Genomic DNA, 12,796 nt, shown 5'->3' with positions numbered 1-12,796 from the left:
CCCTGTGCCCCGGGCCTCATTCGCGTGGCAAGATCACCGCATGGCCTGGGACCTGCCCGACGTGACCCTCAACCTGCGGGTGCTCGACCTGATCGGCATCTTTGCCTTCAGCCTCTCCGGCGCGCTGCTGGCGGTGCGCAAGCGCTTTGACCTGCTGGGCGTGGTCGTGTTGGGCTGCGTCACGGCCGTGGGAGGGGGCTCGATTCGCGACACCCTCACCGGCACGGTGCCGCCCGTGTACCTGCGTGACGAGACTTATCTGTGGGTGGCGATTCTGGGCGCCATGTCGGGGTTCCTCTTCGGTCCGCGCCTGGAGCGCTTCGACCGGACCCTCAGCGTCTTCGACACCCTGGGGCTGGCGCTCTTCGCGGTCTCCGGCGCGCTGGGAGGCATCACCCTGGGCTTCGGTCCGCTGGGCGTGGTGTTTGTGGGCGCGCTTTCCGGAGTGGGCGGCGGCGTCATTCGTGATGTGCTGGCCGGCGAGGTGCCGCAGGTGCTTTACCGCCGCGACCAGTTGTACGCGACTGCCGCGGCCTGCGGCGCCCTCACGGTGTACCTGCTGCACGGTCAGGTCAGCGATCTGCTGGGGCAGCTCCTCGGCGCCCTTGTCGTGATCGGCCTGCGCTGGTTGTCCAGGCGTGGACGTGTTCGTCTGCCCGTGCGCCGCCTGGGCGACGAGGGCAGCTGAGCGACCTCAGGTCAGGCTGTAGACCCGTGGGTTGGTGTGGCTCGCCTGCTGCTGACTGTCGCGAGGCTGGGCACTGACGAGGTCCCGCGTCAGCAGCAGGCCCAGCACCTTCGAGATGTCATGCCCACGGACGCCCAGCTGCTCTGAGAGTTCCTTCGCGCTCAGGGGCGCGTTCGTACGCAGCGCCTCGAGGATCCGGTGTTCGAGTTCGACTTCGTTCATGACCGCTCCCTCGGCCTGTGGGGGTGAGGATAGGCGGCTGGCGTCATGTCTGCTGAGGTCATGTCTGCATTGTGCCTCGCGTGCCCGGCACCCCGACTTGGTACTTTAAGAGGCATGTCACTTCTCGGCCAGAATGCTCCCGACTTCGCCCTGCCCTCGACCGAAGGGCGGGAAATCAGGCTTTCGGATTTCAAAGGTCAGCAGCACGTCGTGCTGGTGTTCTACCCGCTGGACTTCAGTCCGGTGTGCAGCATGCAGCTGCCCGAGTACAGCGGGCGCCAGGAGGATTTTGCAGCGCTTGACACGACGGTGCTGGGCGTCAACCGCGACAGCGTCTATACCCACAAAGCGTGGGCTGCGGAATACGGCATCGAGATCCCCCTGCTGGCCGACCTGAACCTCAAGGTGGCGCGCGAGTACGGCGTTGCCATCGACGAGCGCGCCATCAGCAAGCGCGCGGTCTTCCTGATTGACAAGGACGGCGTGGTGCGCTTCGAGGGCGTGGAGCCTTCCACCGGCGATTACAGCGTGCGCCCGGAGCAGGTGCTGGAGCAGATCAGGACACTTTGAGCCCTTTGAGAGGTTCAGCTGTCCCCATCAGCCAAAGAGAGGACGGGGAGCGCATCTCCCGTGCTTGTCGGCGGCAGACCGCTGAAGGCTGATCGTCACGACAACTCTCCCTTCAGGTCAGCGGAAGTTCGAGGGAGCAGTCGGCAAAGGCAACGCCGGCGCGCAGCCCAGGTCCTTGAGGTGAGCCATCGACTGCGCGCCGTAAAACAGCGCGGGGAATAGTGAGGATGCGGCCAGCCCGAATCCAAAGGCACTGCGCTGTGGGTGTTTTTCCCAGGAGGTCAGTCCCAGCGCCAGGCCGCCCGGTCCCAGCAGCAGTGGGCCGAGCAGGGCAAAGACCGTGTGCCCACCGCAACCGCTGCCCAGCACCAGCGACTCGATCAGGCGGATCAGCAGGTACACGCCGACTCCTGCGGCGTACCCCAGCAGAAAAGAACGCCCGTTGGGCCGGGAAAGGATTTTCACACCCTGAATTTACGCTGCCTGTGGCGGGACAAATGGGCCGAGCGGGCCTCAGCGCTCTTCGGTGGCCAGCTCCACCAGACGGGTGACCAGGTCGGCGTAGCTCCAGCCGGCCGCTTCCCACAGCTTGGGATACATGCTGGTGGTGGTGAAGCCCGGCATGGTGTTGACCTCGTTGAGGTACAGCTCGCCGCTTTCCTCGACGTAAAAGAAATCCACCCGCGCCAGGCCCGCGCAGTCCAGTGCCTGAAACGCCGTGATGGCCAGTTCCCGCACGCGCGCCGCCACTTCACGTGGCACATCTGCCGGGATGTGCATGCTGGCCTCACCCTCGGTGTACTTGGTGTGGTAGTCGTAGAACTCGGCGTCAAAGCGCAGTTCCCCGACGGGGGACGCCAGCGGCGTGTCGTTGCCCAGCACGCCCACCTCCAGCTCGCGCGGCTTGCCGCGGGTCATGGCCTCGAGAATCACCCGGCGGTCGAGCGAGAAGGCCAGATCCAGCGCGGAGGAGAGGTCACCCGCCGCGCGGACCTTGCTGATGCCGACACTCGACCCCAGGTTGGCGGGTTTCACGAAAAGCGGGAAGCCCAGGGCGGTGGCCCGCTCGATGACCCGCTGGGGCTCTTCGCGCCACTCCGGGCGCGTGGCCAGCTGGTAAGCCACCTGCGGTACCCCACAACTGGCCAGCACCGCCTTGGCCATGATCTTGTCCATGCAGACAGCGCTGCCCAGCACACCACTGCCGACAAAGGGGATGCCCGCCAGCGTCAGCAGGCCCTGCACGGTGCCGTCTTCACCCATCGGCCCGTGCAGCAGCGGGAACACGACGTCGTAGCCTTCGGCGCGCGCCGCTTCGTGCAGCATCAGCTCGCCGCCTTCTTCGGCCGCGCCGCTTTCCAGCGCCTGCTGGCTGGCGGAAGCGGGCAACCAGCGTCCCTGCTTGCTGATGACCACCGGTGTGACGGAAAAGCGGTCCTGAGGCAGGGCGCCGAGGACACTGCGTGCGCTGGAGAGGCTGACTTCATGTTCACCGGATTGCCCGCCGGCAAGCAGCAGAATGCGCTTCTTCACGGCGCCCAGCCTAACGCATCTGGCCGAAAACAATTCTCCATGAGAGTTTTCTATGAGCGTGTTTGCATATTCAATCTTAAGGTTGCTAGACTCTCGCGAGATACCTATACATCGAACGCCCGCAGCCATGCGAGCGCTTCAGGAGGAATATGAAGAAACTGGCTTTTCTTGCCCCGATGCTGCTGATCAGCGCTGCCCTTGCGGCGACGCCCAAGGACACCCTGGTGTACCAGAACTCGGCGGACATTCCCACCCTCGACCCGACGATGGTGTATGACACCGCCTCCGGTTCGATCACCGAGAACATCTACGAAACCCTGCTGACCTACAAGGGTGCCAGCCTGACCGAACTCGAGCCCCTGCTGGCCACGGGTTGGAAAGAAAGCAACGCGGGCAAGACCTACACCTTCGACCTGCGCAAGAACGTCAAGTTCCACAGCGGCAACACCATGACCTGCGACGACGCGGCCTACTCGATCCGCCGCAACCTGGTCGTCAACAGCCCCGAAAGCGGCAACTGGTTTATCAGCGAAGCCCTGCTGGGCACCGGCAGCAACGCCAACGACGACAAGACCATCACCTGGGACCGCATCGCCAAGGCCGTCAGCTGCAACAACGCAGGCCAGCTGGTCTTCAACCTGCCCAAAGTTGACCCGGCGTTCCTCGCCAAGATGGCCTACACCGGCCAGAGCATCGTCGACAAGGCCCATGCCATCAAGCAGGGCGAGTGGGACGGCACGGAGCGCACCTGGAAAGAGTGGGTCGGCAAGGACCTCAACGACTCGGGCCTCAGCAAGAACCCCAGCGGCACCGGCGCCTACCAGATCGTGCGCCGTGACGCCAACACCCTGCTGGCGCGCGCCTTCCCCGGCTACTGGGGTCAAAAGCCCGCCATCCAGAACGTCATCATCCAGAAAGTGCCCGAGCAGGCCGCCCGCTACGAAGCCATCAAGCGCGGCGACGCTGACATCATCGAGACGGGACCGCGCTCCACGCTGTCCCAGCTGCAGGGCCCCGGGATCACGATTCTCGACGATCTGCCCAACACCACCGCCACGGCGTTCTTCATGAACCAGAACGTCAAGGACCCCGGTTTGCTCGGCAGCGGCAAGCTCGACGGCCGCGGTATTCCCGCCAACTTCTTCAGCGACGTCAACGTGCGCCGTGCGTTCAGCTACGCCTTCGACTACGAGCGTTACATCAAGGAAGTGCAGCTCGGCAAGGGCATCCAGCGCACCATGCTGCTGCCCGACAGCTTCCCCGGCTACGCCAAGGACGTCAAGACCTACAAGTACGACGCCAAGCAGGCCGAGTCCTACTTCAAGCGCGCTTTTGGTGGTGACGTCTGGAAGAACGGCTTCACGCTGCGCATGAACTACCGCGCGGGCGCCGCTGCCTCGCAGACGGCCGCCGAACTGCTGAAGCGCAACATCGAAGCGATCAACCCCAAGTTCAAGGTCGAGATCGGCGCCAAGCAGTGGTCGACCATGCTCAACGACTCCAAGGCCGGCAAGGAAGCCATGATCATCATCGGCTGGGCTCCTGACTACGCCGATCCGGACAACTTCGTGCACACCTTCTACCACAGTGAGGGCTACTACTCGCCCCGCAGCGGCTTCAGTGACCGGAGCATCGACGCCTGGGTCAACCAGGCCCGCAACACGACCAACACCGCCAAGCGCAACCAGCTCTACAAGCTGGTCGCCAACCGCTCCTTCGCGGTCGCGCCGTTCATCTACATCCCGGCAGGCGTCAACTTTACGGTGTACCGCAGTGAGCTGAAGGGTGTGAGCAAGAACACTTACAACCCCATGACCAGCTTCTCAGCGACGGGCACTTTCTGGAAGGACCTCAGCAAGTAAATCCCGCAAGGTGCGGGCGGGCAGACACTCTAGGCTGCCCGCCCGTTCCCCTTGACGGGAGTTTTTTGCGAAAGTATCGACATATCCTATGACGACATTTATCCTTCGACGCTTGTTGCAACTTCCCTTCGTGATCCTGGCTGTCACGATTCTGATCGTTGGGGTCCTGCAACTCCTCACTCCTCAGGAACGGGCCAGTGCCTACGTCACCAATGAGCAGCAGGCACGCAACATCGACCGCATCATCAAGGCACGGGGGCTCGATCAGCCTTTTCACATTCAGTACGGCAAATGGCTTTCCGGCACGCTGCAAGGGGACCTGGGTTTTTCCAAAGCCTCGGCCAAACCAGTCTGGGACACCCTTAAGGAGCGCTTTCCAGCGACCCTGGAACTGGCCTTGTTTGCCGCCATTCCCATCGTGATGTTCGGCATCTGGCTGGGGACCATGGCCGCCCTGCACAAGGACAAACTGGTAGACCAGACGGTGCGCGTCCTGGCCATTTTGGGGTACAGCCTGCCAACCTTTGTGCTGGGCATCGTGCTGCTGGTAGTGTTTTATGGCTTTCTTGGCTGGTTCCCGGGTTCGGGCAACGTGGGCATCGTGCAGCTTTTTGAAATCGCCGACCCCGAGTTCAAGCGCTATACCGGCCTGCTGACCGTGGACGCCGCGCTCAATGGCCGCTGGGCGCTGCTGCTGGACGCCCTGCACCATATCGTGCTGCCTGCCCTGACGCTGATCATTGTCATTTCGGCCAGCATCGTGATGGTCATGCGGGCCAACCTGCTCGAGGCGCTCAACAGCGACTACGTACGCACGGCGCGTGCCAAGGGTCTGCACAGCCGCACCGTGCACCTCAAGCACGCCCGCCGCAACGCGCTGCTGCCCGTCGTGACGCTTTCGGGCTTCACCTTTCTGGGCCTGCTGACCGGCGCCATCTTTACCGAAACCATTTTCGGCTATCCGGGCATCGGGCAGTGGGTGGCCACGGCCGCCCAGCAATTCGACATCGCGGGCGTGCTGGGTTTCGCGCTGTTCTCGGCGGTGCTGGTGGTCATCGTCAGCACGGTCACCGATATTCTGTACGGCGTGATCGATCCGCGCGTGAGGTTCGACTGATGGCTGTCTCCAGTGCTCCTGCCGCGCAGACGGTGGCCCGCGAGGGTGGCTTCTGGCATTCGCGCCCCATCCGAAAGATGCGGCGCAATCCGCTGGCCATCACGGGCTTTTCCCTGGTGGTGCTGTTCATTCTGACGGCCATCCTGGCACCGCTCATCGCCACCCCCCGCGAAAACTGCCTGCGCGACCTTAACCTGACATCGTCGTCGGCAGTGCGCAATCCGGCTCAGGGCGCCTTCTGGCAGGCCATTCTGGCCCCACCGGCGTCGTGTTACCAGATTCCGCGCATCAGCTTTGATGACACGCCCAACCCGCCCGGCGAGCGTGCCGTGTTCGGCACCAGCCGTGGCTACGATATTTTCTACGGTCTGGTGTGGGGTGCCCGGACCGCCCTGCGGTTCGCGGTGATCATCGTTTCGATCAATTTGCTGATCGGCATCACCATCGGCGCCATCAGCGGCTTTTACGGTGGCTGGATCGACACCATCATTCAGCGCTTCATCGACGTGATCTTTTCGATTCCGCCGCTCATCATGACCATTGTGCTGATTACCGTGCTGCGCCCCAGTGTGCCAACGCTTATCCTGGCGCTGACCATCACCGGTTGGGCTGGGTACGCCCGCATCGTGCGTGGAGACATCCTGCGCACCCGCGAGTTGGAGTACGTGGACGCCGCGCGCTCCCTGGGTGCGCTCGACTGGCGCTTGATCGCCAAGCACGTCGTACCGAACTCGCTTACGTCCATTGTCGCCGTGGCCGTGCTTGACCTGGGCACCGTCCCCCTGTCCATCGCGGGCCTGTCCTTTCTGGGCCTGGGGCTGCCCGTGGGGTACTCGGACTGGGGTCAGCTGATGGCCTTCGCGCGAACCTGGATTCAGGGACCGGCCGGTCAGCCTTTTGCCTACTGGTACGTGACCTTCTTCCCGGCGATCACCATCATCTTGTTCAGTTTGGGCTGGAACCTGCTGGGCAGCGCGGCGCGTGACGCGTTCGATCCACGCAGCAAGTAGTTTCCGGGCGCCGGCCAGCCGGCCAACAGAAACGCGCAGAGGAGGAGCCCGAAGGCTCCTCCTCTCTCATGAGGCGGACTGTGCCGCTTGCGTGCTTTACGCCGGTTGTCATGAGAGCTGCCATGAGGCTCTCTTTAAGCACACATCCACCCCCGCTGTCAAGAGTGCAGAATAATGAGACATGAATCGCCAGCTCATTGCGCTTGCCGCGGCCCTTTCGGTGTCTCTCGCGGGAGCTGCCTCTCCGGCCCAGACACTCTTCGACTCTGTTTCACAACTTCTCCAGAACCGCTACGGCGGTCTGAGTACTGTCAACCGCACCGAACTGACCCAGCAATTTCAGCAGAAGCTCAACGAGGCCTGCGCCAAGGAAGGCGAGGCCTGCGCCTACAACACCGCCTACCCGGTCATCGAGGAGCAGATTCGCGCGCTGGGAGACCATCACACTTTTTTCAACCGTCCTGAAGCTTTTCAGGAATTCAAGGCCCGCTCCACGGGCGGCTCGCGTCTGCAGTACGGCATCAAGCTGCGCGACCTGAGCGGAGGTGACCAGGTCGTGACCGAGGTCGTGCCGGGCAGCGCTGCCTTTGGCGTGGGCCTCAAGCGTGGCGACCGTCTGGTGGGCATCGACGGCCAGAAGTACTCTTACGACCTCCTGCGCGAAAGCCGCACCAAGGGCGCGCCCATCCGGCTCGACGTTCGCCGGGGCGACGAGGCGCTGTCGGTGTCGGTCGCGGCCTCGGTCAGCACCACGCGTGACCTGCCACGCGCCGAATACCTGGGTGACGTGGCGGTCATCCGCATTCCGACCTTTATCGCCGGGGGCGGCGTAGCGCAAGGTGTACACGACCTGGTGAACGAGGCCAAACGGCGTGGTGTGCGCGGCATCGTGGTTGATTTGCGCGACAACGGCGGCGGTGATCTGCGCGAGTGTGACATGAGCATCTCGGCTTTTGTGCCGTCCTTTACCCGGGTTGCCAAGACTGCGCGAGGTGACAGCGCCACCACCGTCGCAGGCGGCACCTACCGCGAAGGCTTCGGTTCGTATCAGGCGGTGCGCGACCCGGCCTTCTGGGAGGGCCCGATGGCAGTGCTAGTCAGTAAGAGTTCGGCGTCGTGCAGCGAGTTCTTCGCGCGCGAGGTGCAGTACGCGCGGCGCGGTCAGGTCGTCGGTGAAGCGACGGCGGGCGTGGGCAACACCGCTACCCAGGTGTTCGAGCTGCCCGGCGAAGCGGCCATTCAGTTGACGACCGTGCACTACGTGAAGCCCGACGGCACACCTTATGGTGAGCGCATCACCCCGGATGTGGCCGGCGCCGATGACTTCGAGCTGCTGGCGCGCGGTCAGGACGTGCTGCTGCAAAAGGGCCTCGAAATCCTCAAGGCGAGCGTCGCCGGTACGCCGGTCAACTGAACGGGTCAGCGACAAGGAAGCGGGCGGTGTATCACCGCCCGCTTCCTTGTTTGGGTTCTGTCTTGCTCGCTTACTTGGCGTACTCCACTGCGCGTTGCTCGCGCACCACGGTCACCTGCACCTGGCCCGGATATTCCATGTCCTGCTCGATGCGTCCGGCAATTTCACGCGCGAGCAGGGTGGCCTGCGCGTCCGTGACCTTCTCGGGTTGCACGATCACGCGCACCTCGCGCCCGGCCTGAATGGCGTAGGCCTGCGACACGCCCGGGAAGCTCGTGGCGATGACCTCCAGCTGCTCCAGGCGCTTGATGTACGACTCGAGTTCCTCGCGGCGTGCGCCGGGGCGCGCCGCGCTGATGGCGTCGGCAGCCGCGACCAGCACACTGTACAGCGTCTCGCCGTTTTCCGGGTCGTGGTGATGGGCGATGGCGTCGGTGACCTCGGGGCCCTCACCGAAACGCCGTGCCAGGCTCACGCCGATGTCCACGTGCGTTCCCTCGATTTCGCGGTCAATGCTCTTGCCCACGTCGTGCAGCAGACCCGCACGGCGCGCCATGCTGACGTCGAGACCGAGTTCGGCGCCCAGGATGCCCGTCAGGTGCGCAACCTGCACGCTGTGCTTCAGCACGTTCTGCCCGTAGCTGGTGCGAAAGTACATGCGGCCCAGCAACTGCAGCAGGCCCGGCTTGAGGCCCACCACGCCCGCCTCGATGGCCGCGTCCTCACCCTGGCTGTGAATAAAGGCCTTCATGTCGTCCTGGGCCTTGTGGACCATCTCCTCGATGCGCGTCGGGTGGATGCGTCCGTCGGCGACCAGACCTTCGAGCACGTGCTTGGCGACCTCGCGGCGAATGGGATTGAAGCTCGAGAGAATCACCGCTTCCGGGGTGTCGTCGATGATCAGGTCGACGCCGGTGAGGGCCTCGAAGGCGCGGATGTTGCGCCCCTCACGGCCGATGATGCGGCCTTTCATGGCGTCGGAGGGAATCGGCACCACCGACACGCTCATGGCCGCGCTCGTCTCCGAGGCGCTGCGTTGAATGGCCTGCGCGATGATGGCCTGCGCGCGCCGCTTGCCTTCGACGTTGGCGCGGTCGATTGCGGCCCGCACCCGCAGGGCTTTTTCCTCTTCGAGCTCGGCGTCGAGCTTCCCGAGAATGAGTTCACGGGCCTGCTCGGGTGAAAGGCTGGCCACCTCGAACAGGCGCATGTCAGCGGCGCGTGCCCTTTCGGCGACGCTGGCAAGCTCCTCTTCGATGCGGCGGTGGTCGCGCTCCAGCCTTTCCTCGAGGGCGTCGAGCTTGAGACCGCGTGCGTCGAGCTGCTCGGCGCGGCGGTTCAGGCGCTCGATTTCACGTTTGAGCTCCTCGCGGTCGCGCTTGGTCTCTGCGCGCTCTGCGCGCAGGCTTTCGCGCTCCCGGGCAGTTTCGGTCAGTACGGCGTCGCGTTCCTTGAGCGACTGTTTTTCGCGTAGTTCGGCTTCCTGATACAGTCGTGTGGCATCTTGGCGGACACGTTCGGCTTCGGCGCGCAAGCGGCCGGCGTCCTGCTGCGCGCTTTCGCGCACAACCTGGGCTTCGGCCTGGGCTTGCTGTTTCAGCGAGTCGTCCAGTTGTGCGCGCCGGCTGATGGCGCGCACATAAGCGATATAGCCTCCAATCGCCACACCGATCAGGAGCCCGATGATCGCGTACATCATGCTGGTCATGTGGCTCCTTTCGATGGTCAGTAGTGAATATGAGTACCGCAAACACGACGGCGGTCCACCTCACCGGACGCCATGGCCACAGGGCGTACCAGAGAGTGGGCTGCACCGCGTTCACACTCATGGCTCAGTTTAACACCGCCCTGACGAACAACTGATGCAAACGGCACCCGCCAGGGCTTTTATAGTCGTTTCGTTCGCGCTTCGGCCTGACGACCGACGGCGCTCAGGCTCCAGATGATGCACTGAGCCTCACAAACACCAGGCGGGGCAACGCAATGGAAACACGCAATGGAAACACGAGGAGCTGCACTCCTCGTGTTTCCATTGCTCTGTTTACGCAGATCGGGAGCAGGTCAGTAGCGCGGAATACCGGCCAGGCCGCCGTACTCCTTGACCAGCTTCTGCGCGTTGTCACCGTGCACGCGGCGGATGTCCACGCCGTAGAGGGTCACGAAGTCCGGCAGCACCTCGTCGAGGGCCACACGCTCCATCAGGCTGTCGTCAAGCGGGCTGTGGGCCACGTCTTTTTTGCTGGTAAAGTACGGCACGTCACGGTTATGGCTGCGCATGATGTGGATCTGCGAGCCGTCCTCGGGAATCACCAGCTTGTAGATTTGTGCCTGCTGAATCATCTGCAGCAGATTTTCCATCTCCATCACGCCATGCTCCTGAATCTCCTCCATCAAGCGGTCTTCTTCGAGACGCTTGAGGTCTTCGATCATGGGTTGCAGGCGCTCCAGAATGTGTTCCGGGTCTGCCCAGCCGACCCCGCTGCCTACGTTGGTCGTGCCGATGATCTCAAACGGCGCCTTGTCTGAGATTTCGGCCTTGAAATCCGCGATGCGCTGCACCGGACCGACCAGCACCAGGTGCTTCAGACCGTGCTGCTGCATCAGTTTGGTCAGCTGCTTGGAGAGGTCATTGTAAAAGCGCTGCTGATTTGCTGCTTCGCGCGCCTCAAAGAGGTCGTAGCCACTGTCGCTCCGGGGTCCGCTGCCGGGTTGGTTACGTCCCGCACCACCCGCGCCAGGCGCGCCCGGCACATGACGCGTGCCGGAAACCATGGTGTCCCAGCGGTCACCGTCGTCAAGACGGACGTTCTCCCGGCGGCGGATTTCCGAGAGCTCCCCCTGCTCCAGCACAAAGAAACGTGCCCACTCGCGGTCCACGGCGAGTACGCCAATGCTGGGCATGAATTCCAGCACGTTGGGCACCATCGATTTAAGAGGCCGCCCGTAGTGAAAGCGTTCGGGCAGGTCGACCTGAATGTCGTAGCGCTCGAACATGTCCTCGTTCACGACATAAAAGACACTTTTGCCAAATTCGCTGCGTGCCCGCTCAAGGTCGTCAAGGACGCGGTTCATCAGGGTGGGGGGAACGCCAGCGTCACTCATCATGCTTTTGGCCCGCACGGGCAGACCGGTGGCTTCGTTGTCCACGACGGCAGGGTTCACGTTCACGACCGCCATCAGCACCATGGAATCATCTGGAAGATTTTGAATTCGCTCGATATCGCTTTTGTTCAGCATGTGCGCCTCCTTCAGCAAGAATGGCTTCATTCTTCGCAGTTTCTCTGCGAACACCGCACCACTTTCGGTGAAGCTCAGTTAGGAAATCGGGTTTCACGCGCCAGCTTCGGACTCGGGTTCGAGGCTCCCATCTGCCAAAGGCACTCTGAGGGCGTCGTTCAGGCTCAAGAAGCCATGACCTCCGGGTGTGACGGTTGAGGTAGGCAGTGCCGTCCTGATCAGGCACCCTGAAGGCATGACGTCGCTGCGCCGCGTGACTGAGCCCCACGATCCCGTTATCCGCGCTTTCGGAACCCTTCAGTCGAGCGCCTACTTCGAGCCTGACATGCTGATCCCGGCGTCTTATATCGCGCGCCTGCTGGAATGGCAGACGCCCGAGCGCAAAAACTTTCTGCTGGTGGCCGAGGACGCCGCCTTGCTGCGCGGAGGTACGGTGTTTCACCTGTTCGCCGACCTGAACGTCGGTTTTTCGAGCTTTCTGGCCGTGGCACAGGAGGCTCGGGGGCAGGGGCTGGCCCGACGGCTGCACGACGCCCGCTTTCAGCTGCTCGACGAGGCCGCAGGTCAGCCTGTGCTGGGGGTATTCATCGATGTGGTCAATCCCGAGCGCCTGAGCCCGGCAGATTTCGAGGCCGAAGCGGCGGTGGGCTCGGACCCCTTCGAGCGCCGCCGGGTCTTTGGGCGCCTGGGCTTTGGACAGGTGGACATCCGCTATGAACAGCCTGTGGGAGGTCCAGGCGGGGGCCCAGTGACCAACATGGACCTGCTGTTCTGCCCACGTCAGCCCCTGACCAGCCTGCCGACCGATCTGGTGGCGGACACCATGCGCACCTACTGGACGCCGTGGCTGGGAGAAGAGCGGGCGCGCAGACACGCGCGCGAGCTGGCGGGCCGGGCCGGGAGCGCCCGCGAGCTTCGTTTGCTGCCTCCTGTATGAGTGGTGTACACACCTTACACATCGTTTTCACTTCGTGGTAAACTCTCCGAGCAGGAGGTGTGCGGCGTACACAATTCAGGGGAAGCGCAAGGCCCATCAGAGCAGGAGATGAAGTTGCTCCGCTCAGGGCAGCCGGCACAGCCCGGTTGACCGAGGCAGATGGGATACGAGGTGGAAGTCATCGAACGATCTGCGGATGCTTCCAG

At 63.4% G+C, this 12,796-nt stretch carries 12 protein-coding genes; 7 read left to right on the top strand and 5 right to left on the bottom strand.

Annotated features, from left to right (window positions below; genetic code table 11):
* Positions 1 to 40: 40 nt before the first annotated feature.
* Entirely contained in the window at positions 41 to 688 is a 648-nt protein-coding gene (locus DEIPE_RS04990; protein WP_015234892.1) for a trimeric intracellular cation channel family protein, read from the top strand.
* 6 nt (positions 689 to 694) lie between these two features.
* On the opposite strand, the gene DEIPE_RS04985 is transcribed toward DEIPE_RS04990, so the two are convergent.
* Entirely contained in the window at positions 695 to 910 is a 216-nt protein-coding gene (locus tag DEIPE_RS04985) for a MarR family transcriptional regulator (protein ID WP_015234891.1), read from the bottom strand.
* 114 nt (positions 911 to 1,024) lie between these two features.
* Between DEIPE_RS04985 and DEIPE_RS04980 the strand changes: the two genes are divergently transcribed.
* Entirely contained in the window at positions 1,025 to 1,480 is a 456-nt protein-coding gene (locus DEIPE_RS04980; protein WP_015234890.1) for a redoxin domain-containing protein, read from the top strand.
* Between the two features lie 117 nt (positions 1,481 to 1,597).
* On the opposite strand, the gene DEIPE_RS04975 is transcribed toward DEIPE_RS04980, so the two are convergent.
* On the bottom strand, positions 1,598 to 1,945 hold the full coding sequence (locus DEIPE_RS04975; protein WP_052326632.1) for a hypothetical protein: 348 nt from the start codon (positions 1,943 to 1,945) through the stop codon (positions 1,598 to 1,600).
* Between the two features lie 48 nt (positions 1,946 to 1,993).
* Entirely contained in the window at positions 1,994 to 3,013 is a 1,020-nt protein-coding gene (locus tag DEIPE_RS04970; protein WP_041230703.1) for a D-alanine--D-alanine ligase family protein, read from the bottom strand.
* Positions 3,014 to 3,162: 149 nt separating this feature from the next.
* On the opposite strand from DEIPE_RS04970, the gene DEIPE_RS04965 reads away from it, so the two are divergent.
* From DEIPE_RS04965 to DEIPE_RS04950, 4 genes are all read left to right on the top strand, one after another.
* On the top strand, positions 3,163 to 4,875 hold the full coding sequence (locus DEIPE_RS04965) for an ABC transporter substrate-binding protein (protein ID WP_015234887.1): 1,713 nt from the start codon (positions 3,163 to 3,165) through the stop codon (positions 4,873 to 4,875).
* Between the two features lie 88 nt (positions 4,876 to 4,963).
* Positions 4,964 to 5,992, top strand: a complete 1,029-nt coding sequence (locus tag DEIPE_RS04960; protein WP_015234886.1) for an ABC transporter permease — start codon at positions 4,964 to 4,966, stop codon at positions 5,990 to 5,992.
* Positions 5,992 to 7,002 (top strand): ABC transporter permease, encoded by a 1,011-nt coding sequence (locus DEIPE_RS04955; RefSeq protein ID WP_015234885.1) that lies wholly within the window; start codon positions 5,992 to 5,994, stop codon positions 7,000 to 7,002. Before DEIPE_RS04960 ends, DEIPE_RS04955 begins: the two co-directional genes overlap by 1 nt.
* A 181-nt stretch (positions 7,003 to 7,183) precedes the next feature.
* Positions 7,184 to 8,416, top strand: coding sequence for a S41 family peptidase (locus tag DEIPE_RS04950; RefSeq protein ID WP_015234884.1), 1,233 nt, complete (start codon positions 7,184 to 7,186; stop codon positions 8,414 to 8,416).
* A 70-nt stretch (positions 8,417 to 8,486) separates the two neighbouring features.
* Here DEIPE_RS04950 and rny read toward each other — a convergent pair whose 3' ends face one another.
* Positions 8,487 to 10,124 carry a ribonuclease Y gene (gene rny, locus DEIPE_RS04945; RefSeq protein WP_015234883.1) on the bottom strand — a complete coding sequence of 546 codons (1,638 nt, stop codon included), beginning with the start codon at positions 10,122 to 10,124 and terminating at the stop codon, positions 8,487 to 8,489.
* Between the two features lie 353 nt (positions 10,125 to 10,477).
* The gene (locus tag DEIPE_RS04940; protein ID WP_015234882.1) at positions 10,478 to 11,653 is read right to left on the bottom strand and encodes a VLRF1 family aeRF1-type release factor; all 1,176 of its coding nucleotides are present in this window, start codon (positions 11,651 to 11,653) and stop codon (positions 10,478 to 10,480) included.
* A gap of 235 nt (positions 11,654 to 11,888) precedes the next feature.
* On the opposite strand from DEIPE_RS04940, the gene DEIPE_RS04935 reads away from it, so the two are divergent.
* Positions 11,889 to 12,590 (top strand): GNAT family N-acetyltransferase, encoded by a 702-nt coding sequence (locus tag DEIPE_RS04935; RefSeq protein WP_015234881.1) that lies wholly within the window; start codon positions 11,889 to 11,891, stop codon positions 12,588 to 12,590.
* The last annotated feature ends 206 nt before the right edge of the window (positions 12,591 to 12,796 follow it).

It is taken from the genome of Deinococcus peraridilitoris DSM 19664 (assembly GCF_000317835.1).
Taxonomy (GTDB): Bacteria; Deinococcota; Deinococci; order Deinococcales; family Deinococcaceae; genus Deinococcus_A; species Deinococcus_A peraridilitoris.
The sequence above is the reverse complement of the archived record's forward strand: the minus strand, read 5'-3'. Positions and strand labels throughout refer to the sequence as shown.

What these genes read in the sequence shown, in the direction of transcription:
- DEIPE_RS04935 (WP_015234881.1), top strand. Translation starts at nt 11,889, where the DNA reads ATGACGTCGCTGCGCCGCGTGACTGAGCCCCACGATCCCGTTATCCGC.
- DEIPE_RS04940 (WP_015234882.1), bottom strand. Translation starts at nt 11,653, where the DNA reads ATGCTGAACAAAAGCGATATCGAGCGAATTCAAAATCTTCCAGATGAT.
- DEIPE_RS04980 (WP_015234890.1), top strand. Translation starts at nt 1,025, where the DNA reads ATGTCACTTCTCGGCCAGAATGCTCCCGACTTCGCCCTGCCCTCGACC.
- DEIPE_RS04965 (WP_015234887.1), top strand. Translation starts at nt 3,163, where the DNA reads ATGAAGAAACTGGCTTTTCTTGCCCCGATGCTGCTGATCAGCGCTGCC.
- rny (WP_015234883.1), bottom strand. Translation starts at nt 10,124, where the DNA reads ATGACCAGCATGATGTACGCGATCATCGGGCTCCTGATCGGTGTGGCG.
- DEIPE_RS04990 (WP_015234892.1), top strand. Translation starts at nt 41, where the DNA reads ATGGCCTGGGACCTGCCCGACGTGACCCTCAACCTGCGGGTGCTCGAC.
- DEIPE_RS04985 (WP_015234891.1), bottom strand. Translation starts at nt 910, where the DNA reads ATGAACGAAGTCGAACTCGAACACCGGATCCTCGAGGCGCTGCGTACG.
- DEIPE_RS04960 (WP_015234886.1), top strand. Translation starts at nt 4,964, where the DNA reads ATGACGACATTTATCCTTCGACGCTTGTTGCAACTTCCCTTCGTGATC.
- DEIPE_RS04950 (WP_015234884.1), top strand. Translation starts at nt 7,184, where the DNA reads ATGAATCGCCAGCTCATTGCGCTTGCCGCGGCCCTTTCGGTGTCTCTC.
- DEIPE_RS04955 (WP_015234885.1), top strand. Translation starts at nt 5,992, where the DNA reads ATGGCTGTCTCCAGTGCTCCTGCCGCGCAGACGGTGGCCCGCGAGGGT.